Source organism: Pseudomonas sp. B2M1-30 (genome assembly GCF_025447575.1).
In the GTDB taxonomy this organism is placed as follows: Bacteria; Pseudomonadota; Gammaproteobacteria; order Pseudomonadales; family Pseudomonadaceae; genus Aquipseudomonas; species Aquipseudomonas botevensis.
The window spans coordinates 151151-176103 of the sequence record NZ_JAOEJT010000002.1 but is presented as its reverse complement, the minus strand read 5'-3'; the positions used below and the strand labels follow the sequence as shown (position 1 = coordinate 176103).

Annotated in this window: 24 protein-coding genes and 1 pseudogene; 16 read left to right on the top strand and 9 right to left on the bottom strand. The window is 62.0% G+C overall.

Features of this window, described 5'->3' with window-relative positions; genetic code table 11:
- Positions 1-87: 87 nt before the first annotated feature.
- Complete coding sequence (gene sohB, locus N8H74_RS04490; RefSeq protein ID WP_262146401.1) at positions 88-1110, bottom strand: protease SohB; 1023 nt, start codon at positions 1108-1110, stop codon at positions 88-90.
- A gap of 206 nt (positions 1111-1316) precedes the next feature.
- On the opposite strand from sohB, the gene N8H74_RS04485 reads away from it, so the two are divergent.
- Together N8H74_RS04485 and N8H74_RS04480 are read left to right on the top strand one after the other, a co-directional pair.
- Positions 1317-2027 (top strand): histidine phosphatase family protein, encoded by a 711-nt coding sequence (locus N8H74_RS04485; protein ID WP_217829744.1) that lies wholly within the window; start codon positions 1317-1319, stop codon positions 2025-2027.
- Positions 2028-2075: 48 nt separating this feature from the next.
- On the top strand, positions 2076-2390 hold the full coding sequence (locus N8H74_RS04480; RefSeq protein WP_019690779.1) for an SCP2 sterol-binding domain-containing protein: 315 nt from the start codon (positions 2076-2078) through the stop codon (positions 2388-2390).
- 109 nt (positions 2391-2499) lie between these two features.
- On the opposite strand, the pseudogene N8H74_RS04475 reads toward N8H74_RS04480, so the two are convergent.
- Together N8H74_RS04475 and N8H74_RS04470 are read right to left on the bottom strand one after the other, a co-directional pair.
- Positions 2500-3004 (bottom strand): annotated as a pseudogene (locus N8H74_RS04475) (RES domain-containing protein).
- Positions 3001-3477 (bottom strand): antitoxin Xre/MbcA/ParS toxin-binding domain-containing protein, encoded by a 477-nt coding sequence (locus N8H74_RS04470; protein WP_262146400.1) that lies wholly within the window; start codon positions 3475-3477, stop codon positions 3001-3003. The pseudogene N8H74_RS04475 and the gene N8H74_RS04470 overlap by 4 nt, the downstream one beginning before the upstream one ends.
- Before the next feature lie 448 nt (positions 3478-3925).
- On the opposite strand from N8H74_RS04470, the gene N8H74_RS04465 reads away from it, so the two are divergent.
- From N8H74_RS04465 to N8H74_RS04450, 4 genes are all read left to right on the top strand, one after another.
- Positions 3926-5644, top strand: a complete 1719-nt coding sequence (locus tag N8H74_RS04465; RefSeq protein ID WP_262146399.1) for a hydrogenase maturation protein — start codon at positions 3926-3928, stop codon at positions 5642-5644.
- Positions 5645-5765: 121 nt separating this feature from the next.
- On the top strand, positions 5766-6629 hold the full coding sequence (locus N8H74_RS04460; protein WP_217829741.1) for a LysR family transcriptional regulator: 864 nt from the start codon (positions 5766-5768) through the stop codon (positions 6627-6629).
- A 110-nt stretch (positions 6630-6739) separates the two neighbouring features.
- Complete coding sequence (locus tag N8H74_RS04455) at positions 6740-7885, top strand: SRPBCC family protein (RefSeq protein WP_262146397.1); 1146 nt, start codon at positions 6740-6742, stop codon at positions 7883-7885.
- On the top strand, positions 7882-8955 hold the full coding sequence (locus N8H74_RS04450) for an SMP-30/gluconolactonase/LRE family protein (RefSeq protein ID WP_262146396.1): 1074 nt from the start codon (positions 7882-7884) through the stop codon (positions 8953-8955). The genes N8H74_RS04455 and N8H74_RS04450 overlap by 4 nt, the downstream gene beginning before the upstream one ends.
- A gap of 107 nt (positions 8956-9062) precedes the next feature.
- Here N8H74_RS04450 and N8H74_RS04445 read toward each other — a convergent pair whose 3' ends face one another.
- Positions 9063-9233, bottom strand: a complete 171-nt coding sequence (locus tag N8H74_RS04445; RefSeq protein WP_262146395.1) for a hypothetical protein — start codon at positions 9231-9233, stop codon at positions 9063-9065.
- A gap of 124 nt (positions 9234-9357) precedes the next feature.
- Complete coding sequence (locus N8H74_RS04440; RefSeq protein WP_217829738.1) at positions 9358-9600, bottom strand: hypothetical protein; 243 nt, start codon at positions 9598-9600, stop codon at positions 9358-9360.
- A 204-nt stretch (positions 9601-9804) separates the two neighbouring features.
- Here N8H74_RS04440 and N8H74_RS04435 point away from each other — a divergent pair, with 204 nt between their 5' ends.
- Positions 9805-10326: a DUF4142 domain-containing protein gene (locus N8H74_RS04435; RefSeq protein ID WP_217829737.1), complete on the top strand. Its 522-nt coding sequence runs from the start codon at positions 9805-9807 to the stop codon at positions 10324-10326.
- A gap of 56 nt (positions 10327-10382) precedes the next feature.
- Here N8H74_RS04435 and N8H74_RS04430 read toward each other — a convergent pair whose 3' ends face one another.
- Complete coding sequence (locus tag N8H74_RS04430; protein ID WP_262146393.1) at positions 10383-10652, bottom strand: hypothetical protein; 270 nt, start codon at positions 10650-10652, stop codon at positions 10383-10385.
- A gap of 249 nt (positions 10653-10901) precedes the next feature.
- Between N8H74_RS04430 and N8H74_RS04425 the strand changes: the two genes are divergently transcribed.
- The 6 genes from N8H74_RS04425 to N8H74_RS04400 are packed head-to-tail and all read left to right on the top strand — an operon-like array spanning position 10902 to position 16328.
- Complete coding sequence (locus N8H74_RS04425) at positions 10902-11753, top strand: STAS domain-containing protein (protein WP_262146392.1); 852 nt, start codon at positions 10902-10904, stop codon at positions 11751-11753.
- 3 nt (positions 11754-11756) lie between these two features.
- Positions 11757-12119, top strand: a complete 363-nt coding sequence (locus tag N8H74_RS04420) for an STAS domain-containing protein (RefSeq protein ID WP_262146390.1) — start codon at positions 11757-11759, stop codon at positions 12117-12119.
- Positions 12116-12520, top strand: a complete 405-nt coding sequence (locus N8H74_RS04415; RefSeq protein ID WP_262146388.1) for an anti-sigma regulatory factor — start codon at positions 12116-12118, stop codon at positions 12518-12520. The genes N8H74_RS04420 and N8H74_RS04415 overlap by 4 nt, the downstream gene beginning before the upstream one ends.
- Positions 12517-13527 carry an ATP-binding protein gene (locus N8H74_RS04410; RefSeq protein ID WP_262146701.1) on the top strand — a complete coding sequence of 337 codons (1011 nt, stop codon included), beginning with the start codon at positions 12517-12519 and terminating at the stop codon, positions 13525-13527. The genes N8H74_RS04415 and N8H74_RS04410 overlap by 4 nt, the downstream gene beginning before the upstream one ends.
- Positions 13520-14395 carry an ATP-binding protein gene (locus N8H74_RS04405; RefSeq protein WP_262146387.1) on the top strand — a complete coding sequence of 292 codons (876 nt, stop codon included), beginning with the start codon at positions 13520-13522 and terminating at the stop codon, positions 14393-14395. Before N8H74_RS04410 ends, N8H74_RS04405 begins: the two co-directional genes overlap by 8 nt.
- The gene (locus N8H74_RS04400; RefSeq protein ID WP_262146385.1) at positions 14385-16328 is read left to right on the top strand and encodes a response regulator; all 1944 of its coding nucleotides are present in this window, start codon (positions 14385-14387) and stop codon (positions 16326-16328) included. Before N8H74_RS04405 ends, N8H74_RS04400 begins: the two co-directional genes overlap by 11 nt.
- Before the next feature lie 79 nt (positions 16329-16407).
- Here the strand turns inward: N8H74_RS04400 and N8H74_RS04395 are convergent, their stop codons facing one another.
- The 3 genes from N8H74_RS04395 to N8H74_RS04385 form a co-directional block, all read right to left on the bottom strand.
- Positions 16408-19038: an excinuclease ABC subunit UvrA gene (locus N8H74_RS04395; RefSeq protein ID WP_262146384.1), complete on the bottom strand. Its 2631-nt coding sequence runs from the start codon at positions 19036-19038 to the stop codon at positions 16408-16410.
- A 48-nt stretch (positions 19039-19086) separates the two neighbouring features.
- Entirely contained in the window at positions 19087-21198 is a 2112-nt protein-coding gene (locus N8H74_RS04390) for a PAS domain-containing sensor histidine kinase (protein ID WP_262146383.1), read from the bottom strand.
- 134 nt (positions 21199-21332) lie between these two features.
- The gene (locus tag N8H74_RS04385) at positions 21333-22022 is read right to left on the bottom strand and encodes a GntR family transcriptional regulator (RefSeq protein ID WP_217829734.1); all 690 of its coding nucleotides are present in this window, start codon (positions 22020-22022) and stop codon (positions 21333-21335) included.
- 141 nt (positions 22023-22163) lie between these two features.
- Here N8H74_RS04385 and N8H74_RS04380 point away from each other — a divergent pair, with 141 nt between their 5' ends.
- From N8H74_RS04380 to N8H74_RS04370, 3 genes are read left to right on the top strand one after another with little or no spacing between them, the layout of a single operon-like run.
- Positions 22164-23249 carry an ABC transporter ATP-binding protein gene (locus N8H74_RS04380; protein ID WP_262146382.1) on the top strand — a complete coding sequence of 362 codons (1086 nt, stop codon included), beginning with the start codon at positions 22164-22166 and terminating at the stop codon, positions 23247-23249.
- A 1-nt stretch (position 23250) separates the two neighbouring features.
- Positions 23251-24168: an ABC transporter permease gene (locus N8H74_RS04375; RefSeq protein ID WP_262146381.1), complete on the top strand. Its 918-nt coding sequence runs from the start codon at positions 23251-23253 to the stop codon at positions 24166-24168.
- Entirely contained in the window at positions 24165-24953 is a 789-nt protein-coding gene (locus tag N8H74_RS04370; protein WP_217829731.1) for an ABC transporter permease, read from the top strand. The genes N8H74_RS04375 and N8H74_RS04370 overlap by 4 nt, the downstream gene beginning before the upstream one ends.

Sequence of the window (24953 nt, the reverse complement as noted above, 5' to 3'; positions counted from 1 at the left end):
ATGAAACGTTGAAGTATCTATTTACCGCACTTTTTAAAGTGCATGGAGTTCTGTTTGCGGTATTGCAAACAGAACTCCTGACAGGACTTACCAGAAACGCTGTTGGGTCAGGCGACTCCACCAGTTCAACAGCACGCGATCCACCGAACCGCTGGCGGCCATGCCGATACGTTCCTGCAGGCTCTTACGTTCGGCGTAATGCACGTGATAAAGCTCGGACTGTTTGGCGCGCTCGGCCAGGTACTCGTCGCTGGTCTTGAGTTCGTCCACCAGCTGCTTGTCCAGCGCGGCGATGCCGAGCCAGACCTCGCCGGTCGCCACTTCATCTATCGCCAGTTGCGGGCGATAGCGGGCCACGAAGTTCTTGAACAGTTGGTGAGTGATATCCAGGTCTTCCTGGAACTTCTCCCGGCCTTTCTCGGTGTTTTCGCCGAACACGGTCAGGGTGCGCTTGTACTCGCCGGCGGTCAGCACTTCGAAATCGATGTCGTGTTTTTTCAGCAGGCGGTTGACGTTGGGCAACTGCGCGACCACGCCGATGGAGCCGAGAATCGCGAAGGGGGCGCTGATGATCTTCTCGCCGATGCACGCCATCATGTAGCCGCCGCTGGCCGCGACCTTGTCGATGCAAATGGTCAACGGCACGCCCGCTTCACGGATACGCGCCAGTTGCGACGACGCCAGGCCATAGCTGTGAACCATGCCTCCGCCGCTCTCCAGACGCAGCACCACTTCGTCCTTCGGCGTGGCGAGGGTCAGCAGCGCGGTGATTTCATGACGCAGGCTTTCGGTGGCCGAGGCCTTGATGTCGCCGTCGAAGTCCAGCACGAACACTCGTGGTTTGGTCTCGGGTTGCTTCTTCTGTTTCTTCTCGGATTTGGCCTGGCCCTTGCGCAGGGCCTTGAGCTGGTCCTTGTCGAGCAAGGTCTGCTCCAGGCGCTCACGCAAGCCTTTATAGAAATCATTGAGCTTGCTGACCTGCAACTGGCCGGCCGACTTGCGGCGGCCCTTGCTGCGCAACGCAGCAAAACTGGCCAGCACCACCAGGATGGCGATGACCAGTGTCACGGTCTTGGCCAGGAAGCTGGCGTATTCAGTCAAAAACTCCACGAGGACTCCTTCAATCGATGCGCCGATGTGTAACACGCGCGGGATAACGTCCAGCATACCCATGCGCTGCTTCATCGGCCAGCCGTGAAACCTCTGGAAACAGGCCTGTAACGGGCATTTCAAACAAGCGTATGTTTTTTCATTGACAGCTCACCTGCATCCCCATAACCTCGCCTCAACCTTCAACGTACCGGGATGACGCGGACGTGGGCAGCATCTACTTGATTCGACATGGCCAGGCCTCCTTCGGTGCAGACGACTACGACGTCCTGTCCCCCACCGGTGTGCGTCAGGCGGAAATCCTTGGTCGGCACCTCGCCGAGCTGGGAATCAGCTTCGATCGCTGCCTGTCCGGTGATCTGCGTCGCCAGCAGCACACCGCCAACAGCGCGCTGGAGCAGTTCGCCGCCGTCGGCCTGCCGGTGCCACCCCTGGAAATCGATTCCGCCTTCAACGAGTTCGACGCCGACGCGGTGATCCGCGCCCTGCTCCCGGCCATGCTCCCGGACGAACCCGAAGCCCTCGAGATCCTGCGCAACGCCGCACAGAACCGTGGCGAGTTCCAGCGTATTTTCGCCCTGATCATCGAGCGCTGGCTGGCCGGCACCTACGACACACCGGGCCTGGAGAGCTGGCTGGGGTTCGTCGAACGAGTCCAGGGCGGACTGCAACGCATCCTCGAACAAGCCGACAACACCCAGAAAATCGCGGTATTCACCTCTGGCGGCACCATCACCGCCCTGCTCCACCTGATTACCCAAGTGCCTGCCCGACAGGCTTTTGAACTGAACTGGCAAATCGTCAACACCTCGCTCAACCAGCTGAAGTTTCGCGGTCGCGAGGTGGCTCTGGCTTCCTTCAACAGTCATGCGCATCTGCAACTGCTGAAGGCCCCGGAACTCATCACCTTCCGCTGAGTCCGGATTACTGTGACCCTGCTGCAATCAACCAAAAAGGATCGAACCATGACCTCCGTAGCTGATGCCGTACAAGCAATGAAAGCCAAGTTCAACCCAGCCGCTGCTGCCGGTCTGGATCTGGTCTTCGGTTTCCGCATCGACGACACCAAGAACTTCTCGCTGATCGTCAAGGACAGCACCTGCGAACTGAAAGAAGGCGAGAACCCGGACGCCCAGGTCACTCTGGTGATGGACGGCGAAACCCTGGAAGGCATCGTCGACGGTTCGACCGACGGCATGCAGGCATTCATGGGCGGCAAACTGCGCGCTGAAGGCGACATGATGCTGGCCATGAAACTGTCCGAGCTGTTCCCTTCGTAAGACTCCGGTCAGCGAAAAACAAATCCCGCCCCCGTGGCGGGATTTGTCGTTTCAGGAGCAGATCAAGCTTTAGCGGTGCGCAGGTGATGCAGGAAACCATTGGGACCGATCAGGCCAATGCCAGTTCTTTCAGCAACCGCGTGTCCAAGCCGAAGCGCTCTTGCGACACCAGCCTGAACTGTCCCTCCGCCAGTTCGCAGCTCACCAGCAAATTCCACGAATGGCGGGTTGCCGCCGAAGGAACGAGCACAAACGGATGCTCGGCCAGCAACGCATCGGCAAAATGTTGCTGATTGGGCGACGGTTGCGCGGGGATCAGCCAGTTCGGGTTCGGCATCTCTTCCGGCTGGACGATCTTGACCTGAGCGGCGTTGGTCACCTCAAAGCACGTCAGCACATGGGGCTCTCTATCCAGTGCATCAAAACTGCCATGCGCCGCAACCTCCAGTATGGCCGTGGACGGATCGACCGACGCATAAACGACGCGCCGGCCAGGTCGGTTCCATCGCCCACCCATGAGTTCCGAACCGATACCGCTGTCCCAGGGTACACCGATACACCTCGGGGTCCAGCCGCCACGCGTACCAGCGCTCATCCCAGGGCAGCGGGTTCATTGATAAACCCCGTATTTGATCCGGTTCAGACACTCATCCACCATTTTATATCCGAGCGGATTCTCGATCAGTTCCACCGGCCTGTAGCCATTCAGCCACTTGGTCGCCTTGTTCAACCATGCCTCGGCCCGCTCCTGATCGTGAAGTACGTGGACGGCCAGCTCCAGCGCCTGTGCGTACTGGAAAGCGATCATGCTCTGTTGCCGGCTGAGGCGAGTCGGCTTCACCTCCTTGAGCAGACGCCGCACGGTGGGGACGGACTTGCCGGTGATGAGCTGGACAAGCTCGTTTTCCCGGTACAGCTCGGAGGTCGAAATCATGTTGGCCACGTCCCGCAGGTCAAAGCCCTGCTGCGTGTAGTGAACGATATACATCGGGTCCTCGTCCCATTGCCGGCCGTGCAGCAGTACCTCGACAGGTTTGCCTTCGACCCTCTTCAGCCCCGAGAGCCGGGGCGCTTTTGCTGGTGGCATCGCATCGCCCTCCATGGGACATCTGGCACGGTCATCGCGCCAGGATTGGCGAGGAGAATAAAAGGTCGTTTCGTTCTCGATAGGTAGGGTTCGCATAATCCATCCGTTGTCAGGGCTCCGAGCGCTTACGCCGCTCAGTGACTTCATGTCACGACCGATGCTATCGACCGCACTTCCGACGGCCAACCCTAAAATGTCGTCGGAAATATCCCGCCCCAGGAGCAAAAATCTCCACTTTCCGTAGGACGCCCATGGGTTTTCCGAACAAAAAAGCCGCAAAAAAGCCCCTTGGTCGCCGCAGAAACATTGGCTGACACAACGTTGATCTCGGTCACTGGCACGGTCGACGACACTCTCTACCCTTGCGCTTCCATCGAAAGCCACGGACGGCTCCCCGGGAGCCTGCGGCTGTCCCCATCAAGGAAAAGCACCTCAAGGAAGAGCAAGCATGCGACCACTCAACATCATTCTGCTGGCATCGGCGTTCAACGGCCTGACGCAACGCGCCTGGCTGGAGCTGCGCGAGGCCGGGCATTCGCCCAGCGTGGTGCTGTTCACCGACGAAACCGCCGTGTGCGAACAGATCGAAAACAGCGGCGCGGATCTGGTGATCTGCCCGTTCCTCAAGGATCGCGTACCCGAGGCGCTGTGGCGCCATCCGCAACGCCCGGTGGTGATCATCCACCCCGGCATCGTTGGTGATCGCGGCGCCAGCGCACTGGATTGGGCGATCACCCGTGAGCTGCCGTCGTGGGGCGTCACCGCCCTGCAAGCGGTGGAAGAAATGGACGCCGGCCCGGTGTGGGCCACCTGCGAATTCAATCTGCCGGCGGGGCTGCGCAAGTCCGAGCTGTACAACGGCCGGGTCAGCGATGCGGCGATTCGCTGCATCCGCGAAGTGGTGGAGAAATTCATCGACGGTTTCGTCCCGGTAGCGCTCGATTACAACGATCCGAAAGTACGCGGGCGCTTGCAGCCGAACATGAAGCAGGACGATCGCAGTTTCAGCTGGCATGACTGCTCACGCTTCATCAAGCGCTGCATCGATGCGGCGGACGGTCAGCCCGGCGTCCTTGCGAGTCTGGCCGGCGGGCAGTACTACGTGTACGACGCACACCCGGACGAGCGCACCGGCAGGCCGGGGGAAATCCTCGCCGTGCATGACGATGCGATTCTGGTAGCGACCGGCGATCACAGCCTGTGGATCGGCTCGCTACGGCGCAAACCGCAGCCCGGCGAGGAAACCTTCAAACGCCCGGCGCGGCATGTGCTTGCCGGGCAACTGGCGGGGCTGCCGGTGCTGGACTGGTCGCTCGCCCGTACGCCGTTCTGCGAGGAGGCCTATCAACCGATCCGTTACCGCGAATCCGGGCATGTCGGTGAACTGACCTTCGAGTTCTACAACGGCGCCATGAGCACCGAGCAATGCGGGCGAATGGTCGAAGCCCTGCGTTGGGCCAAGGCCCGCGACACTCAGGTGCTGCTGATCAAGGGCGGACGCGGGAGTTTTTCCAACGGCGTGCATCTGAACGTGATTCAGGCCGCCGAGGATCCGGGCGCCGAAGCCTGGGCCAATATCCAGGCCATCGACGACGTCTGCACAGAACTGCTCAGTGCCCGGCAACTGGTCGTCAGCGGTATCACCGGCAATGCCGGTGCCGGCGGGGTGATGCTGGCGCTGGCGGCCGACATTGTGTTTGCCCGGGCCGACGTGGTGCTCAATCCACATTACAAAAGCATGGGGCTGTACGGTTCGGAATACTGGACCTACAGCCTGCCCCGGGCGGTCGGCCCGGCCATGGCCGAGCAATTGACCCAGGCCTGCCTGCCGGTCAGCGCCCGCCAGGCGTTGCAACTGGGCATGGTTCAGGAGCTCGGGCCACGCTGCCCGGACGAGTTCGCCCTGTGGCTGCTGCAACGGGCCAACGGTGTTCTGGGCGACCCGACCTACGCCGCCGTGCGCGAGCGCAAGTTGCGGGTCGATCATGTGCTGATCGGGCAATGCCGGGACACCGAGTTGCAGGAGATGCAGGAGGACATGCTGTACAACCGCAATCAGTTTGCCGAGAAGTGCCGCCATTTCGTGTACAAGCGCAAGGTTTGCGGGACTCCGGCACGGTTGATCGCGGAATGGGCGCGGGTGCGTGACGTCGAACTGGCGGGCTGATCGGTGGTGTCTGCCCTTCCCCTCTCCCTCCGGGAGAAAGGAAGGGTGCGGGGCTTTTTGAACGATGACGTGATCCCGAAGCTGCCCTTACAATGCGCGCACCTCAAGCAGTGGCCCGCCCATGGACATCGACCTCGCCCGTACCTTTCTGGAAATCGTTCGCCACGGCAGCCTCGCGGCGGCGGCGCAGAAGTTGTTCGTCACGCAAACTGCCATCACCGCGCGGGTACAGAAGCTCGAGAGCCAATTGGGCAGCACCCTGTTCGTGCGCAATCGCGCCGGCGCCAAGCTGACACCCAATGGCGAAGCGTTCGTGGTCTATGCCAACCAACTGGTGCAGACCTGGGAGGCCGCCCGCCGCGACCTGCCGCTGCCCGAGGGGTATCGCGATGTGCTGCACATCGGCGGCGAAGTCAGTCTGTGCAACCCGTTGATGCTGCGCTGGGCCGCCAAACTCAGTGAAGCCATCCCCAGTCATGCCCTGCGCATGGAGGTGCGCGACAGCGAAAATCTGCTGCGCCAGCTTGAACTCGGCGTGCTTGACGCCGCGCTGGTCTATCAACCGGAATACTGGCCGGGGTTGCAGGTCGAGCAAGTCCTCGAAGAGAAGCTGATTCTGGTCAGAACGCCCGGACAACCCGATCCCTATGTCTACATCGACTGGGGTTCGGATTTCCGTCGCCAGCACGACGCCGCCCTGCCGGCGAAAGCCAAGGCTGCCTTGAGCTTCAACCTCGGCCCGCTGGCCCTGCAATACATTCTGGAAAACGGCGGCAGCGGCTATTTCCGCACCCGTGTCGTTCGCACCTATCTTGAAAGCGGCGCTCTGGAAACCGTGACCAAGGCCCCGGAATTCGGCTACCCGACTTACCTCGTCTACTCCCGGGATCGCGACTCGGCCACCCTGCAGCACGCATTCGACCTGCTGCGCGACGTGATCAAGGACGATGACGACTGGTCGCAACGCTGGAATCCGTTGAGCTGAGCCTCAACGCCCCGGTCGCTTTACACCGGATCATGGCATTTGTGACATCAAGCCTGAGCGGCGGGATCGGCTAATCTGCTGGAATAACAACAATTCCACAGGTGACCGCAGTGAGGCAGACCACCGAGGCATTCCGCAGCCGCTATCGCGCGGCGATTCATCCGCTGTACAACCCGTGGCTGCACGGTGCGTTTGTGCTGCTGTTCGGCGTGCTGGCGATCGGTGCGTTCTGGAGCGGCGTGCATCAGGTGCAGGCGCTGGAATGGCTGACGGTGCCGCTGACGCTGCTGTTCTTCAACTTCGCCGTGTACGTGGTGCACCGGCATCTGGGGCATCACAAGAAAAGCTTCGCGAAAATGTTCTACGCCCGCCATGCCGGCGACCATCACAGCTTTTTCACCCCCGGCCACATGACCTACGACAGCGCCCGCGACTGGCGCGTGATCCTGTTCCCGGCGTGGCTGATCGTCCTGCATACGCTGGTCATCACCCTGCCGCTGTGGTGGCTGGTCGCGCAGATCAATGCCAACGTCGCCGGGCTGTTCGGTGGCTGCATGGTCCTGGGTTACCTGACCTATGAAGTGTTTCACGCCATGGAGCATCTGCCGCCGGCCAACCCGCTGACCCGTCTGCCATGGATCAGCCAGATGCGCCGCCTGCACGAGTTGCATCATCGCCGCGAGCGCATGCAGGAACGCAATTTCAATATCGTCCTGCCGTTGATGGACTACCTGTTCGGCACCCTTTATTGGGAACCGCAGCCCACGCCCCTGAGCCATTCGAGAACGCCCATGACCCGCATGCAGCACCAGATCGACATCGCTGGCGACCCGATTGCCATCCTCGCCTACGCCGCCAGCGTCAGCCGCTGGCCGCAGTGGCATCCGTCGTCGCTGAAGATCGACGGCCCCGCCGGCCCGTTGCATGCCGGGTCGCGCTTCGAGGAGGACATTCGTGTCGGCGGCCGTGACGGTCATCTGAGCTGGGAGGTCAGCGAATACCTGCCGGGGCGGCGCTGGTGCGCGCGGGCTCAGGGTGATCATGGCCTGTCGCTGCTGTTGACCTACGAATGCTCGGCCGAGGGCAATGGCACGCGTTTCGTTCGTACCCTGGATTACCGTTTCGACAGTCTGGGCATGCGCCTGGCCAATCAACTGCTGCTCAAGCGGCGTATCGACCGGGAGTCAGCGGCGTCGATGCTGGCCCTGCGTGACCGGGCCATCGAACATCTGACGCTCGCGCGGGCCAGCGCATGAAGCTGCGCCACGGGGTTTTGCTGCTGGTGATCGTACTGGGATTTCTGTTGCTGATGCCGACCCGGGTCGAGCCGGTTGCCTGGACGCCGCAACCGGCGCCGTCGCTGAGCGAGGGCGTCTACGCAGACAATCAACGGCTCAAGGCAGCGGTCAAGGTGGGGCCAAGCGACATCGAAGGCCCCGAAGCGCTGCTGCTGGAAAACGATTTGCTGATCACCGGTTTGCATGACGGGCGCCTGATCCAGAGCAGCCTCGACGGCCAGCAGCGCAAGGTGCTGGCCGATACTGGCGGGCGTCCGCTGGGACTGGCGCGGCATCCGAACGGTTTGCTGGTGATTGCCGATGGGGTGAAAGGGCTGCTGTCTCTCGATGCCCAGGGACGGCTGATTCCGCTGACCACCGAAGCCAACGGTTTGCCGTTCGGTTTCACCGATGATGTCGCCATCGACAAATCCGGGCATTACGCCTACTTCAGCGATGCGTCGAGCCGCTGGGGTTACGGCCATGATTTTGAGGCGATCGTCGAACATGGTGGCGACGGGCGTCTGTTGCGCTACGACTTTCAGACCGGGAAAACCACGGTGCTGCTGGATCACCTGCAATTCGCCAACGGCGTGACCCTCGGGCCTGATGACACTTACGTGCTGGTCAACGAAACCGGCGCCTACCGCATCAGTCGTTATTGGCTGAGCGGGCCGAAGGCCGGCACCCACGACCTGTTCATCGACAACCTGCCGGGCATGCCTGACAACCTCGCGTTCAACGGTCGCGAGCGGTTCTGGATCGCGCTGTACACGCCGCGCAATCCCATCCTTGATCGCACCGCCGGACACCCCTTCGTACGCAAGATGCTGGTACGGGCGATGACCGTACTGCCCAAGCCGATCGAGCGGCGTGGCTTTGTGCTCGGCCTGGATACGGACGGCAAAGTCGTCGCCAATCTGCAGGATTCCAGTGAAGGCAATTACTCGCCGATCACCACGGCTCGCGAGTACGGCGACTGGCTGTACCTGGGCTCACTGAAGGCGACACACATGGCGCGGTTGCCGTTGGCGGCGGCGCTGAAGTAAGCCTGTCGGCTGTGTACTGGATTCCCTGGCCTCTTCGTGGGGCAAGCCACTCCCACACTCGATTGTGTTGCTTTTGTGGGAGCGGGCTTGCCCGCGAAGACGGACTATCAGGCCCCGGACGAATCGAACGTGTCCGGATCCTCATCCTCAGGCACATCCTTCAGCCCCGGTTCCTTTTCAGGATGGGCCGTGGTGTGCGCCGGGCTGTTGGGTTCGGGATGGGTGGGCACGGGGTCGAATGCGCCCTGCTCTTCACTGGGGAATCTGGGGTCGGTCATGAGGCACCTCGCAAGGAGTCGATGGGTTCGGACTCTGTACATTCGAGGTGCCGGTCGCGGCGGGCGTTCCAATTGATCCGCCACCGGAGATCATGCAATCGACGGTCGGCGGATCAACCGCAGGTCAGAGGTGCTGCTGCAAGTTCGCGACAATCTGATCTTTGACGAATACCCGGACTTCTTTCAGCTTGCGCAACACGTCATCGCTGGGAGCGTCGGAGGTGGCAGTTTCAGCCTCGACCACTTCCTTGTCCGCCTGGAGATATTTATTGATCAGTGCGTCCAGATGCGGGTCCTGGGAGCGTATTTGCTGGATCTTTTCCTTGGTGATACTCAAATCCTGATACAGATCGTGGGGAACCGGCATGAAACACCTCCGTAATTGATCGACGGCCAGCGCCACTGATTGCGCCGCCGGTATGCAGAATGGCCCGCCTCGGCCCCTTCTGTCGACCCCCCTGTCAGAACCGCGATGTCCGTTCGTCGCCCTTTCGCAAATACGATCAAACCTTTGTCCGCCGCGCTCCCTCCATTGGATAACGCTCACAAAAACCTGCGTGGAGAAATACCAATGGACGGATTCAACCTGCGTCACCTCGCCCTGGCTGTCGCTTTGAGCACCGGCATGGGCAGTGCCTTCGCCGCCACCTCCAACGATTTTGTCGATAACGCCGCTGCCGGCGGCATCGCCGAGATCGAAACCAGTCGCCTGGCCCTGGAAAAAAGCGCGTCGGCCGACATCAAGGCCTTCGCCGAACAGATGATTACCGATCACGGCAAGGCCAACGATGAATTGGCGACCATCGCCAAAGCCAACGACATCGAAGTGCCGGACACCACGACCCTGGTCAAGCAGGCCAAGGAAAAGATCCTCGACATGCGCGATGAATCCTTCGACGCGGCCTACGCCAACAATCAGGTCAAGGCCCACGAAGAAACCATCGAGCTGTTCAAGAAAGAAGCCAACACCGTCACCGACGACAAAACCAAGGGCGCCACCGAACTGAAGGCCTTTGCACAGAAAATGCTCCCGGCGCTGGAAAAACACCTGGCGCATGCCAAAGAGCTGCAAGCCAAACATCCAAGCAAATAAACCCGGCATAAAAAGAGGCCGCATCCACTGGATGCGGCCTCTTTGCATTTCAGCGCCTAGCCACCATCGGTATCGATATCGTGGTCGGTCTGGTCACCGGGTTGCGGGCGATCAGGATCGGGCTTGAAGCCGGGACTGAATTCGTTGTCGTTATCGGTGTGGCGGTTTTTCTGATCCACCGCCGGATCGCCGCCGTGGGCCTGCCCCGGCTCGGTCGGTTGTATGGTCGGTGCAGGTTGCCCCGGCACTTGCGGGTCGATGGCCGGATCATTGCGATTGATCGGCTCCCCGGAGGGGGGTTGCTGTTGCGTCGATTGTTCGTTCATACGCACCTCGTGGTTCGACAGCGCGACTTGAAATCGTCGGGCCTTGAAGTTTCGAAGCCTGGTGCTGACTAAACGTTCAAAACATCGTCACGCTGCACCACGCCGGCTAGAGTTACCGAGGCGTTCCTGCGACATCAGCAAAATTTTCCTGGCGAATCGAACAACTATTCAGAACCGCCAGGGTCAGTCATTTCGCGCCGGTCATTTCCTGTCGAACCGGCCCCCCATTCGCTACGGAGCAACACGCACATGGCAGCACTGCAGAAAGGCACACTCGATGCGTTGAAGAACAAGCAGGAACAACTGCTGAGCGATTGGTACAACGGTCTGGAGGCCAGCGGCGCCACCCGCAACCTCAAGGAGCATGAAGTCCAGCAGCAGACCCGCGAATTCCTGCAACTGGTGCAGGCAGGGCTGGAGAATCAAAACGGCAACAATATTGCCGCTGCCGGCTGGGAAGCCACCCGCCAGTTCCTCGAAAAACTCTCCCAGAGCCGTGCCCTGCTCGGCCAGGATTCGCAACAGACCGCCGCCTTCATTTTTGCCTTCAAAGGCCCGCTGTTCGCCGTGCTGCAAGAGCGTTACAAAGACGATCCCGCGCTGCTCGCCGAGCAGCTCTGGGAAATCTCCGAACTGCTCGACGCATTCGCCATGCACACCATCAAGACCTACCAGAAAACCCGTGAAGCGGTGATCAAGCGGCAGCAGGAAGAACTGCTGGAACTGTCGACCCCGGTGGTCAAGCTGTGGGACGGCGTACTGGCCCTGCCGATGATCGGCACCCTCGACTCGCAGCGCAGCCAGGTGGTGATGGAATCGCTGCTGCAACGCATCGTCGACACCGGCGCCGAAATCGCCATCATCGATATCACCGGCGTGCCGACCGTCGACACGCTGGTCGCGCAGCACTTGCTGAAAACCGTCACCGCCATTCGGCTGATGGGCGCCGAGTGCATCATCAGCGGCGTACGTCCGCAAATTGCCCAGACCATCGTCCACCTCGGCCTCGACCTGCAAGGCGTGATCACCAAGGCCAATCTGGCCGATGCGCTGAAACTGGCGCTGACCCGTCTGGGCGTCAACCTGACCAAGACGTCCTGAGCCATGGAACGCATACCGATTCTCCAGATGGGCGACTTCCTGCTGGTGACCATTCAGGTCGACATGCATGACCAGCTCGCCCTGACCTTGCAGGACGACCTGTCCGAGCGCATCAGCCGCACCTCGGCGCGCGGGGTGCTGATCGACATCTCGGCGCTGGACATGGTCGATTCGTTCATCGGGCGGATGATCAGCACGATTGCCGGTCTTTCGAAAATCATGGATGCCGAAACAATGCTGGTCGGCATGCAACCGGCGGTGGCGATCACCCTGGTGGAACTGGGCCTGACCCTGCCCGGTGTCAGCACCGCGCTGAATGTCGAGCGCGGCATGAAACTGTTGCAGGAACGAGTACGCCAGAAATGACCGTGCGCAGCAGTGGTACTCAGCCGATTCACATCGAACAGGACGTTGTGCTGGCCCGCCAGACCGCGCGCAAACTCGCCACCGAATGCGGCATGCGCCTGATCGATCTGACCAAACTGGTCACCGCCGTCAGCGAGCTGGCGCGCAACACCATGGTCTATGGCGGTGGCGGTGACATGGACTGGCAGATTCTCGACGACCAGCACAAGGTCGGCCTGCGCCTGATCTTTCGCGACGAAGGCCCCGGCATTGCCGACGTCAAACTGGCGATGACCGATGGCTGGACCTCCGGCAGTGGTCTGGGCCTGGGGCTGACCGGCGCCAAGCGGTTGGTGGATGAGTTCGAACTGGACACCGCTCCCGGCCAGGGCACCCGCATCACGATTACCCGATGGACATGAATATCGCCGGGGCAATGACCCGGGTTCTGCCGATCGAAGACAGCAGCCAGATCGGACACGCCCGGCGTACCGCGCAGAGGCTTGCCGAACAACACGGTTTCGACGACGGCGATGCCGGCCGAGTCGCGTTGGTGACAACCGAGCTGGCGAGCAATCTGCTCAAGCATGCCAGCCACGGCGAATTGCACCTGCGGGTGCTGCCCCGCGAGGCGGGTTTCGGCATCGAAATAATCGCGGTCGATCGGGCTCAGGGGTTTGATCTGCACGCCTGTCTGGCCGACGGGTTTTCCACCGGTGGCACCCAGGGTATCGGCCTTGGCGCCGTCGCTCGGCAGGCCGAGGTGTTCGACGTGCATGCCGACAGCCGTGGCGCCGTATTGCTGGCACGTCTTTATCCGCACAGCGATCGACGGCCGGACCTGCGCTACGGCGTCAGTCAGCATGCGCTGCATGACGACCCGGCGTGCGGTGACACCTGGCACTTGGCCTGGCACCAGGGCTGCCTCAGCGCACTGGTAATCGATGGCCTCGGCCATGGCGAGGAAGCCGAACGCAGCGCCCGCGCGGGCGAAAGTGCTTTCGCCCGCACGCCGTTCGCTGCACCGGTCCTGCTGATGGAGGACATGCACCGCGAGATGCTCGGCAGCCGGGGCGGCGCCGTGGCCTTTGCGCAATTCAACCCCGGGCGCGACAGCCTGAGCTTCGCCGGCATCGGCAACATCGGTGCCTGCCTGATCGGCGCCGGCAAATCGCGAGGCCTGGCCTCCCATCCGGGGATCGTCGGTGCGCAATACCGGAAAGCCCAGCCCTTTGACTATGCTCACGTGAACGGACATCTATTGATCATGTACAGCGACGGCTTGCAGTCCCGTTGGAACCTTCAAGACTACCCCGGTCTGGTGCACCGCCATCCCGCCGTGATAGCCGCCGTGCTGCACCGCGATTTCTGTCGCGGACGGGACGATGTAACGGTACTGGTCGTTGCCCTGGAGGCCGTCCATGGCTGAATCGCCAAGCCTGAGCAGCGCCGAACAGGCGGCGCTGATCGCTCAATTGCAGAGCGAATCGGCCGCCCTGCGCGACGAGCTCGATGAAACCAATCAGGGGGTGCTGGCCCTGTACGCCGAGCTCGACACCCAGGCCGAACAGTTGCGCCAGGCTTCGGACCTGAAAAGCCGATTCCTGTCATACATGAGCCATGAATTCCGTACGCCGCTGGGCTCGATCCTGAGCATCACCGGCCTGCTCAGCGACGAACTCGACGGCCCGCTGAGCCCGGAACAACACAAACAGGTCGCGTTCGTCAGCACCGCCGCCCGCGAGCTCAGCGACATGGTCGATGACCTGCTGGACCTGGCCAAGATCGAGGCCGGACGTATCAGCATTTCGCCGGCCTGGTTCGACATGTTCGACCTGTTTGCCGCCCTGCGCGGGATGTTCCGGCCGATTGTCGATGCCAGCGCGGTGGATCTGATTTTCGAAGAGCCGGTCGGCCTGCCACGGCTGTACACCGACGACAAAAAACTCGCGCAGATTCTGCGCAACTTCATTTCCAACTCGCTGAAATTCACCACGCGGGGCGAGGTGCGGGTTTCCGCGTGCCTCGAAGGCCAGGACAAGGTGCGCTTTGCCGTCAGCGACACCGGTATCGGCATTGCGCCCGAGCTGCATGGTGCATTGTTCGAAGACTTTTCCCAGGTCGACTCTCCGTTGCAGAAACGCCTGCGCGGCACTGGCCTGGGCCTGTCATTGTGCAAACGCTTCGCGCAACTGCTGGGTGGCGAAGTCGGGGTCGAAAGCACCCCCGGCGTCGGCTCGGTATTCTTCGTGATCATTCCGCTGGCGATCGCTCTGGAGAACGTCCATGAAACGTGACATCCGCCTGTTGATCGTCGACGACAACGTTGCCACGCGCTATGCCCTGCGCCGGCGCCTGGAGCGTCACGGCTACCTGGTGCTGGAAGCCGGCACCGGCAGCGACGGCCTGGCGCTGATCGCCAGTGAAGCGCTGGATGCATTGATCCTGGACGTCAACCTTCCGGACATGAGTGGCTTCGATATCGTCCGTCAGTTGCGCGCCGTGGCCGCCACGGCACTGCTGCCGGTGATCCATGTGTCGGCGGCGTCGATCCAGACCGGCGACATCATCACCGGCCTCAACGCCGGCGCCGACGCGTATCTGATTCACCCGGTGGACCCGGACGTGTTGCTGGCCACCCTGCGTACGCTGCTGCGGGTGCGCGACACGGAAAATGCCCTGCGCGAAAGCGAGGCGCGCTTTCGCGAAATTTTCGTCAATGTCTCGGCGCCGATCGCCGTGCTCGATGCCAGCCTGCAAGTGCATGAATGCAACCACGCCTTTACCCAACTGATTCAGGACAACCTGGATACGCAGGTGCTCAAGGAATGTTTCGCCGAGAATCAGCAGACGATCCTCGATGAGCTGCGCCTGCGCCTGGATGACGGAGAGCGCTGGAAAGGCACCCTGAACATGCTTGTTCAAGGTGAGCTCCGCGAGACCGAGTGGCAGATTTCCCCGTATCGCACGCCCGAGCTGAGCCTGGTATTCATCGAAGATGTCACCGAACATCGTCATCGCGAACGCTCGCATCTGGCACAACTGGACGACACCACCACCCAACTGGCCAAGGAAGTCGCGGAGCGCGTACGTGCCGAATCGCAATTGCTGCAAGTGCAGAAAATGGACGCACTGGGCAAGTTGACCGGGGGGATTGCCCACGACTTCAACAACCTGCTGACCGGGATCATCACCAGCCTTGAACTGATCCAGAAACGCGTCGTCGACAACCGTCCGGACAAGGTGCGTTTCTACGCCGAAGCCGCGCTCAGTTCGGCGATGAGTGCAGCCGCCCTCACCCATCGCCTGCTGGCCTTCGCCCGGCAACAACCGCTCGACACCCGTCCGGTGGATATCAACGAACATGTGCGTTCACTCGAGGAGTTGCTGGTGCGCACCATCGGTGAGCGCATCGCCTTGAAGCTGGAACTGACCAGCAAACCGGCGATCGCCCTGGTCGACCCGAGCCAGCTGGAAAGCGCGATGCTCAACCTGGTGATCAACGCCCGCGATGCGCTGCCTCAAGGGGGCAATATCTGGGTCAGCACCTATGCCGCTTACTCTCATGGAGATCCGAACCTGGCCGACGGTGCGTACGTGGCCTTGGCGGTGCGCGACGACGGTAGCGGCATCGACCACACCCTGATCGACAAGGTGTTCGATCCGTTTTTCACCACCAAGCCGCTGGGCCAGGGCACAGGCCTCGGTCTGTCGTCGATCTACGGTTTCGCTCGCCAGTCCGGTGGTGATGCGCACATCCGCAGCGTCGCTCGCCGTGGCACCGAAGTGACCATCATGCTGCCGGCCACCAGCGACCCGACAGCCACCGAGACGGTGCCGCCAGTGCTGGACCCGCAGGGTTCGGGCGAGCACGTGCTGATTGTCGAAGACATGCCGTCGGTGCGGATATTCGTCACCGAAGTGCTGGAGGATGTCGGCTACCGCTGCACCCAGGCACCGGATATCGAAACGGCGCTGGAGCGCCTGCAGAACGACCCGTCGATCAACCTGCTGCTGACAGACGTCGGCCTGCCTCGCATGAGTGGCCGCGAACTGGCCGATGTCGCCCGTGGCTGGCGTGAAAACCTGCCGATCCTGTTCATGACCGGCTACGCGGAAACCGCCCTCAATCGCCAAGTCTTTTTGGGCAGCGGCATGGAAATGCTGATCAAACCGTTCCAGATCAGTGAACTGCTGGACAAGGTTCGCCGGACACTGGATGGCACCTGAACCGGCGCTTTCGCCGGCTCAGGTGGCACGGAGGCTTTGAGCCAGACACAGAACCCTCGAACACCCTGATATCTGATTTTCAGGCCAGGACACTGGCCAGAAACGGCGCGGTGCGGCTCTTTTTGCTGGCGGCGACTTTCTGTGGTGTTCCGGCTACGACAATCTTGCCACCCTGATCGCCTGCTCCCGGGCCAATGTCGATGACCCAGTCACTCTGAGCGACCACGCGCATTTCATGCTCGACCACAATCACCGTATGCCCTGCCGTTACCAGCAGATCGAGCTGTTCCAGCAAACGGTCGACATCCCGTGGATGCAAGCCGGTGGTCGGCTCGTCCAGCACGTACAGCGTCGCGCCGCGCTGGTTGCGTTGTAGCTCGGTGGCCAGTTTGATCCGTTGCGCCTCACCGCCGGACAACTCGGTCGCCGGTTGCCCCAGCCTCAGGTAGCCGAGGCCAATGTCGCGCAATACCTCCAGCGAGCGGCGGATCGCCGGTTGTTCGGCGAACACCGTCACCGCTTCATCCACGGTCAATTGCAGCACCTGGGCGATGCTCAGGCCCTGCCACTGCACCGCCAGGGTCTGCGGGTTGTAGCGCGCGCCGTGACACGTCGGGCACGGCGCATAAACGCTGGGCATGAACAGCAATTCAACACTGACAAACCCCTCGCCCTCGCATGTCGGGCAGCGGCCCTTGGCGACGTTGAAGGAAAACTGCCCGGCGTCGTAACCCGCCTCCCGCGCCTCGGGGGTGGCGGCGAACAGCTTGCGCACGTTGTCGAACAGCCCGGTGTAGGTCGCGAGATTGGAGCGTGGCGTGCGGCCGATGGGTTTCTGATCGACCTGCACCAGACGCTTGATCGACTCCAGCCCGGCGACCACTTGCCCGGTGCTGACCTGCGGCGTGTCGTCTTCGAGGCTGAGTTCTTCCGGCTCCGCCTCGCTGACCGGGCGCCCCAGTTGCGCACCGACCAGCTCCAGCAACGCCTGACTGACCAGGCTCGACTTGCCGGAACCCGACACACCGGTCACCGAGGTGAAACAGCCCAGCGGAAACTCCGCGCTGAGGTTGTGCAGATTGTTGCGGGTGATGCCTTGCAGTTTCAGCCAGCCTGACGGTTTGCGCGCGGCGCGTAGCGGACGCGAATGCCCGGCAAACAGATAGGCGCGGGTCTGCGAGTCATCGATTTCAGCCAGCCCCGGCGGCGGCCCGCTGTACAACACCCGACCGCCCTTTTCGCCCGCCGCCGGGCCGACGTCGATCAGCCAGTCGGCACGGCGCATGGTTTCCAGATCATGCTCGACCACAAACAGCGTGTTGCCATCGGCCTTCAAACGCTGCAATGCCTCGAACAGCGCCTCGCCGTCGGCCGGATGCAGCCCGGCGGACGGCTCGTCGAGTACGTAGATCACGCCGAACAGTTGCGAGCCCAATTGCGTCGCCAGCCGCAGGCGCTGCAACTCGCCGGACGACAGGGTTGGCGTGCTGCGCTCCAGCGCCAGATAACCCAGGCCGAGGTCAGTCAGGGTACTGACCCGCTCCAGCAGATCCTCGGCGATGCGCTGCGCCGCCAGGCGTTTTTCCAGCGACAGATTCGGTGTGTGTCGCACATCCGGGGCATTGATGTGGCCGCTGGCGCCATGGGCCTCGCGCTGCTGGCGGGCTTCGCGGGTCTGCGCGTGGCTGAGGGTTTCGCCGGTTTCATCGGGGTGTTCCAGATAGCTCGCCGCCGCCACCGGTTTCAACACTTCAGCGAATTGCAGCAAAGGCATCCGGGACAATTCGCCAATGTCGTAACCGGCAAACGTCACTGACAGCGCCTCACGCTTCAGGCGTTTGCCCTCGCACAACGGGCATGGGCTGCCGAGCATGAATTGCGAAACGCGCTTCTTCATCAGCGCACTTTGCGAATGGGTGAACGTGTGGAGGATGTAGCGCCGGGCGCCGGTGAAAGTGCCCTGGTAACTCGGCTCCATTTTGCGTTTGAGGGCGACGCGGGTTTCTTCCGGGGTCAGCCCGGCATACACCGGCACGGTCGGGGCTTCTTCGGTGAAGAGAATCCAGTCGCGCTGCTTTTTCGGCAGTGTGTGCCAGGGAATATCGACGTCGATGCCCATGGTCACCAGGATGTCGCGCAGGTTCTGTCCCTGCCAGGCCAGCGGCCAAGACGCCACGGCGCGCTGGCGAATGGTCAGGCTCGGGTCCGGCACCATCAGCGCCTCGGTGACTTCGTAGACCCGTCCCAGCCCATGACACTCCGGGCACGCGCCCTGGGGCGTGTTCGGCGAAAAGTCCTCGGCATACAACATCGGCTGGCCCGGCGGATAACTGCCGGCGCGGGAATACAGCATGCGGATCAGGCTCGACAGCGTGGTCACGCTGCCCACCGAGGAGCGCGTACTCGGCGTACCGCGTTGCTGTTGCAGGGCCACGGCGGGCGGCAAGCCTTCGATGGAATCGACATCCGGCACGCCGACCTGATCGATCAAGCGTCGCGCATAGGGCGCCACCGATTCGAAATAGCGTCGCTGCGCCTCGGCGTACAGCGTCGAAAACGCCAGCGACGACTTGCCCGAACCGGACACCCCGGTGAACACCACCAGCGCATCACGGGGGATGTCGACATCGACGTTCTTCAAATTGTGTTCTCGGGCACCGCGCACGCGGACCATGCCCGCGGCGGAATGGGAGCTGCGCTTGTCAGTCATCGGCCAGCCTTGATTGGAAGAATGGAATGCGGCAACGCGGGGAAGAACTCAGCCACCGAGCACCGAACGGATCATCTGCAACAGCGCTTCGGGGCTGTAGGGTTTGCCCAGCAGGTGAGTGTCAGGACTGAGTTGGTGATTGCGCGAGATGATGTCGCGGGTATGCCCGGAGGTAAACAGCACCGCCACCGGCGGCGCCTGAACCCTGGCCCAGGCGCCCAGATCGGAGCTTTTGATCAGCCCCGGCATGACCACATCGGTGAAGATCAGGTCGACCTCCGCCCCTTCGAGCAGCATTTGCATGGCGATATCACCGTTGCTGGCAGTGAGCACGCGATAGCCTTCCTCGCGCAACAGCTCCACCGCCGAGGCACGCACCGCCTCGTTGTCTTCGACCACCAGAATGGTTTCGTGGCCGCCACCTGACTGCTCACTCGCGCTCGCAGTGTCATGACGCAACGGTCGCAGGCTGCGCGGGAAGTACAACAGCACCCGTGTGCCCTCACCAACATGGCTTTCGATCTCGACGTGGCCACCGCTCTGTTTGACGAAACCGAACACCATGCTCAGTCCCAGGCCTGTGCCCTGGCCGTCGGCCTTGGTGGTGAAAAACGGTTCGAACACTTGTTCCAGCATGTGCGGGGCGATGCCGACGCCGCTGTCACTGACCGCCACCCGGACAAAATCCCCCGGAACGATGCCCTTGCCGGCACAAAACGCTTTATCGAGCGGCGTGTTGTGGGCACTGAGCACGATGGTGCCCTCGCCTTTCATGGCGTCGCGGGCGTTGATCGCCAGATTGAGAATGGCGTTTTCCAGCAGGTTGCGGTCGACGTTGATGTGCCACGGTTCCTGGGGCAAGCGCACGTCGATCTGGATGGTTTCGCCCAGCGCCCGTTGCAGCAGTTCGCCGAGGCCTTCGAAGATCTGCCGGGGATTGCACACCGCGGGCGACAGCGGCTGGCGGCGGGCAAACGCGAGCAGTTGCGATGACAGCTTGGCACCGCGCTCGACCGCCGCCAGCGAAGCGCTGACCCGGCGCTGCACATTGCTATTGCCCGGTTCATGGCGGGCCAGCAGGTGCAGGTTGCCGGCGATCACTTGCAGCAGGTTGTTGAAGTCGTGGGCCACGCCACCGGTCAGGCCGCCGATGGCTTCGAGCTTCTGCGACTGGCGCAATTGCTCTTCGGCGGACAGCCGCGCCTCGACTTCAGCGGCCACCCGCTGTTCGAGGTTGCGGGTGAACTTGAGCAGGGATTCTTCGGCGATCTTGCGTTCATGAATGTCGATCAGCACACCGGGAAAGCGGAACGCCTCACCCTGCTCGTTGAACTCGCAAGCACCGCTGGCAAGCACCCACAGGTAACTGCCATCGGCGCGTAGTACGCGGTATTCGGCGTTGTAGGGTTCGCCGGTCTGTACAGACTGGCTGACGCGCTCCTGCACCCAGGCGCGATCATCCGGATGAATGTGCGACTCGGCGATGGACTGCGGCAGGTTGCTCAGGTCCTGATCCGGCGGGTAGGAGAAGGTGCGGGCGAAGCGTTCGTCAGCCGACAGCACATCACGCTTCACGTCCCAGACGAACGAGCCGAGCAAGGCCCCCGCGTTCAGCGCCAGGCGCACCCGTTCGTTGTCGGCGCGGTAGGCATTTTCCGCAGCCTGGCGCAAACGCTCGGATTTCACGAACTCGGTGGTTTCCACCACCATCGCCATGACACCGGCGGGCATCCCGTCATCGTTGGGGACGGGGCTGTAATACAGGTCGAGCCAGACATCTTCCGGTACGCCATTGCGCAACAGCACCAGCACCTTGTTGCGGTACTCCAGCGTGCCGCCAGCCAGGCAGGTGTCGACGACATTGCGGTTGAAGTCGGCGACTTCCGGCCAGCCCATCTCTACCGGCGAGCCCAATAGATAAGGATGCCGGCCACCGGCGAATTCGGAGTAGGCATCGTTGTAGATCATGTAGCCGGCATGGCCCCAGAGCATCACGATCGGCAGCGGCGAGGCCAGCATCATCTGCACGGAACTGCACAGGCTGGCCGGCCAGGTTTCCAGCGGGCCAAGATCGGTCTGGCTCCAGTCGTGCGCACGAATGCGCCCGGCCATCTCGCCTTTCCAACCCGCGCAACCATGGCTATCGGATAAAAACTGCATCGACTGGCTCAATGTCCCGTGATTTTCGACCGACTGATTCGCAACGCCCCTGACGCCACGCCCGTCTGTTTCGAGCTTCGCCAACGGCAAATGGTTTCATTAGAGGTATAGCCGATTGCACCTTCGCCCGGAACTCAGACTTCGATCAAGTGTTTGAGCGGATGGTAGCCCGTCTTCATTTTTGCGGCGACGTCGAGAATCGCCTTCTGAATGCCGTCCAGGTGCATGCAGGTCAGTTCGATCGCGGCGTTCTGGTTGCCGGCCTCGATGTACTCGATCAGCCGCAGATGCTCGTCGTCGCGGCAGGCCTGGTGGCTGTCATCGTCCAGTGCGGCGGCGTACAGCGAGGCGCGGGAAATCAGTTTCTGGAACCAGTCGAGCAGCACTGGGTTGTTCAGGCTGCGGGCCAGTTTGATGTGGAACTCGCCGAGCAGATGGATCAGCCGTTCGTGATCACCGGCCTCGTGGGCCTCATCTTCCAGCAACAGATGATCGCGCAGGTCGCGCATCGCGGCCGTGTCCTTGCGTCGGCACAGCTCGGTGACGATGCCGATCTCGATCAGACGCCGGGTTTCGAATAGCGAACGGATCTCTTCATCGCTGGGCAGGGACACCGACGCACCCTTATTGGGCTCGGTGGTCACCAGCCCGTCGGCCTCCAATTGTTTGAGCGCGGCACGAACCGACGTGCGGCTGACATTGAACAGCTCCGCCAGTGACGCTTCGCCCAGCTTCATGCCGGGGCGCAGCGAACGCTTGCTGATCGCCTCGTAAACCCCTTGGTAGACGCGGTCGACCGTGGTTTCGGTTTTCTTTTCGGTCATTCGAACACTCCTTCAGCACCGGGCAACCGTCCCCTGGCGAATGCACTGCCACGGAAAAAGGGGGTTGCACCGGCAGATTAATCCGGGTATTTCTAAATTGCATTCAGATATTGCATACAATAATTAGAGGATTGCACCATTATGGGTCAACCAATAGCAATTGAAGTGCGCAACGTTTCCAAGCGCTATTCCGACGATCCGGGCCTGGCCCCCGCCCTCGACAACGTCTCGGTGAACATCGCCGACAACGAGTTCTTTACCCTCCTCGGCCCGTCCGGCTGCGGCAAGACCACCCTGCTGCGCACCATCGCCGGTTTCGAACATGTCAGCGCCGGGGAAATCCGTCTGGCCGGCGAAACGGTCAATCACCTGCCGCCGTTCAAGCGCCGGGTCAACACGGTGTTCCAGAGCTACGCACTGTTTCCGCACATGAGTGTCGCGCAGAATATCGCCTTCGGCCTCGAGATGCAGGGTCTTGATCGCAAGCAGATTCCGGCGCGGGTCGACGAAATGCTGGCGCTGGTGCAGATGGAGCATCTGGCCGGGCGCAAACCGGCGGAGTTGTCCGGCGGTCAGCAGCAACGCGTGGCCCTGGCCCGGGCCTTGGCGCCGAAACCGAAAGTGCTGCTGCTCGACGAGCCGCTGTCGGCGCTGGACCTGAAGCTGCGCAAGGAAATGCAGGTCGAACTCAAGCGCGTGCAACAGGAAGCCGGGATCACCTTCATCTTCGTCACCCACGATCAGGAAGAAGCCCTGACCCTGTCCGACCGGATCGCGGTGATGTCTGCCGGCAAGATCCTGCAAATCGGCACCCCGACCGATATCTACGAACGCCCGCAACACCGCTTCGTCGCGCAGTTCATCGGCGACATCAATTTCCTTCCCGGCCAGCTCAAGCGCGGCCAGCACAACGAAAACATCTTTGTGCCCAACGGCATGCCGGTGGAAATCCCCTGCCTGCCCCAGGGCGTCAATGGCAGCAGCGTGCAACTGGCGTTTCGTCCCGAGCGTTCGCAACTGGTCGAGTCGAGCCAGCCCCATCACCTGCGCGGGGTGATCGAAGCGGTTCTGTATGTCGGCACCGCGACGCTCTACCAGTGCCGCCTGAACAACGACATCAAAGTCATGCTGCGCGAGAACAACGAAGGCCTGAACCGTGGCCGCACGGTCGGTGAGCGCGTGGCCGTGCATCTGCCGCCGCAAGCCTGCCTGTTGATGGAGGCCTGAGATGAGCGTCAGCAGCACGTCCCCGTCCCTCAACCGCGCGCTGTTGCTCAGCCCGGTGGTCTTGACCCTGCTCGCCCTGATCGCCATTCCGTTGGGGATCATGGGCTACATCAGCCTGCTCCCGCGCAACACCTATGGCGGCGTCGACTGGCAGGCGCAATGGCAATTGCAAAGTTATGTGCAGCTGTTTTTCCAGGAAGGTTTCGACGGCGAACTGGAACTGAACTGGGTCTACGCCCAGGCGTTGTTGCGTTCAGTGCTTCAGGCGGGCGGCACCACGGTGCTGTGCTTTCTGTTCGGCTTTCCGGTGGCATTGTGGATGTCGAGCCTGACCCCGCGCCGACGCAATCTGATGGTGTTGCTGATCACCATCCCGTTCTGGACCAACCTGCTGATCCGCAACTACGCCTGGCTGATCATCCTGCGTGAACAGGGCTGGGTCGCCCAGACCCTCAACGCACTGTTCCCGAGCGCCGGCGGCATCACCCTGCTCTACAACGATTTCGCGGTCAGCGTCGGCCTGGTCTACAGCTTTCTGCCGTTCATGATCCTGCCGATCTACTCGACCCTGGAAAAACTCGACTGGCGCCTGGTGGAAGCCGCCTACGACCTCGGCGCCAATCGCTGGCACGCGTTGCGGCGGATCATCCTGCCGCTGTCGATGCCGGGGGTGATTGCCGGCGCCCTGCTGGTGTTCGTGCCGAGCCTCGGCGCCTTCATCACCCCGGCGATTCTCGGCGGCGGCAAGACCCTGATGATCGGCAACCTGATCCAGCAGCAGTTCGGCACCGCGCGCAACTGGCCGCTGGGCAGTTCGCTGTCGTTCCTGCTGCTGGGGATTCTGCTGTTGTCACTGGTGCTCTACGCCCTCTACAGCCGCAGCGCGGCGAAAACCCTGAACCGGGGAGCCAAAGCATGATTTCTCTGCACCTGAAAAAACTCCCCGCGACCCGGGAGGTCAGCCTGCTGATCCTCGCCTACCTGTACCTGCCGATCCTGGTGTTGATCGTCTACAGCTTCAACGCCAACCGCTCGGCGACGGTGTGGACCGAATTCTCGTTCGCCTGGTACGGCCGCATCCTGGCCAATCCGTCGATCCAGACCGCCGCACTGAACTCGATCATCGTCGCGACCATCGCCACCGTCTGCGCCACGGCGATTGCGCTGCTGGCGGCACTGGCGACGTACCGGCCGTTCTACGGACAGAAAATGGTCGAGGGCGGGATCAACCTGCCGCTGATCCTGCCGGAGATCGTCACCGCCGTGGCGACACTGCTGCTGTTCATGGCGCTGGGGATCAAGCTCGGCCTGATGACGGTGATCGTCGCCCATATCGGTTTTTGCATTCCGTTCGCCTACCTGCCGATCCGCGCACGGCTCAATGATCTGGACAAAAGCCTGCTGGAAGCCGCCAACGATCTGTACGCCAACCCGTGGCAGGTATTCCGCCGGGTGACCTTGCCGCTGTTGTGGCCGGCGGTGCTGTCCGGGGCGGTGCTGGCATTCGTGGTCAGCCTCGACGATTTCATCATGACCTTCTTCGTCGCCGGCCCCGGCTCGACCACGTTGCCGGTGTACATATTCTCGGCGATCAAGGCCGGCGTGACCCCGGAAATCAACGCGATCTCGACCCTGATGCTGGTGATTTCCATCGTCCTTGTGGTGCTGGCCTTCTGGCTGGGCCAACGCGGCAAACAACAATAA

Bases quoted from the DNA above. Each gene is read 5' to 3' on its own strand.
- N8H74_RS04480 (WP_019690779.1), top strand. From the start codon at position 2,076: ATGACCTCCGTAGCTGATGCCGTACAAGCAATGAAAGCCAAGTTCAAC.
- N8H74_RS04470 (WP_262146400.1), bottom strand. From the start codon at position 3,477: ATGCCACCAGCAAAAGCGCCCCGGCTCTCGGGGCTGAAGAGGGTCGAA.
- N8H74_RS04465 (WP_262146399.1), top strand. From the start codon at position 3,926: ATGCGACCACTCAACATCATTCTGCTGGCATCGGCGTTCAACGGCCTG.
- N8H74_RS04460 (WP_217829741.1), top strand. From the start codon at position 5,766: ATGGACATCGACCTCGCCCGTACCTTTCTGGAAATCGTTCGCCACGGC.
- N8H74_RS04450 (WP_262146396.1), top strand. From the start codon at position 7,882: ATGAAGCTGCGCCACGGGGTTTTGCTGCTGGTGATCGTACTGGGATTT.
- N8H74_RS04445 (WP_262146395.1), bottom strand. From the start codon at position 9,233: ATGACCGACCCCAGATTCCCCAGTGAAGAGCAGGGCGCATTCGACCCC.
- N8H74_RS04440 (WP_217829738.1), bottom strand. From the start codon at position 9,600: ATGCCGGTTCCCCACGATCTGTATCAGGATTTGAGTATCACCAAGGAA.
- N8H74_RS04435 (WP_217829737.1), top strand. From the start codon at position 9,805: ATGGACGGATTCAACCTGCGTCACCTCGCCCTGGCTGTCGCTTTGAGC.
- N8H74_RS04430 (WP_262146393.1), bottom strand. From the start codon at position 10,652: ATGAACGAACAATCGACGCAACAGCAACCCCCCTCCGGGGAGCCGATC.
- N8H74_RS04425 (WP_262146392.1), top strand. From the start codon at position 10,902: ATGGCAGCACTGCAGAAAGGCACACTCGATGCGTTGAAGAACAAGCAG.
- N8H74_RS04420 (WP_262146390.1), top strand. From the start codon at position 11,757: ATGGAACGCATACCGATTCTCCAGATGGGCGACTTCCTGCTGGTGACC.
- N8H74_RS04415 (WP_262146388.1), top strand. From the start codon at position 12,116: ATGACCGTGCGCAGCAGTGGTACTCAGCCGATTCACATCGAACAGGAC.
- N8H74_RS04410 (WP_262146701.1), top strand. From the start codon at position 12,517: ATGAATATCGCCGGGGCAATGACCCGGGTTCTGCCGATCGAAGACAGC.
- N8H74_RS04405 (WP_262146387.1), top strand. From the start codon at position 13,520: ATGGCTGAATCGCCAAGCCTGAGCAGCGCCGAACAGGCGGCGCTGATC.
- N8H74_RS04400 (WP_262146385.1), top strand. From the start codon at position 14,385: ATGAAACGTGACATCCGCCTGTTGATCGTCGACGACAACGTTGCCACG.
- N8H74_RS04395 (WP_262146384.1), bottom strand. From the start codon at position 19,038: ATGACTGACAAGCGCAGCTCCCATTCCGCCGCGGGCATGGTCCGCGTG.
- N8H74_RS04390 (WP_262146383.1), bottom strand. From the start codon at position 21,198: ATGCAGTTTTTATCCGATAGCCATGGTTGCGCGGGTTGGAAAGGCGAG.
- N8H74_RS04385 (WP_217829734.1), bottom strand. From the start codon at position 22,022: ATGACCGAAAAGAAAACCGAAACCACGGTCGACCGCGTCTACCAAGGG.
- N8H74_RS04380 (WP_262146382.1), top strand. From the start codon at position 22,164: ATGGGTCAACCAATAGCAATTGAAGTGCGCAACGTTTCCAAGCGCTAT.
- N8H74_RS04375 (WP_262146381.1), top strand. From the start codon at position 23,251: ATGAGCGTCAGCAGCACGTCCCCGTCCCTCAACCGCGCGCTGTTGCTC.
- N8H74_RS04370 (WP_217829731.1), top strand. From the start codon at position 24,165: ATGATTTCTCTGCACCTGAAAAAACTCCCCGCGACCCGGGAGGTCAGC.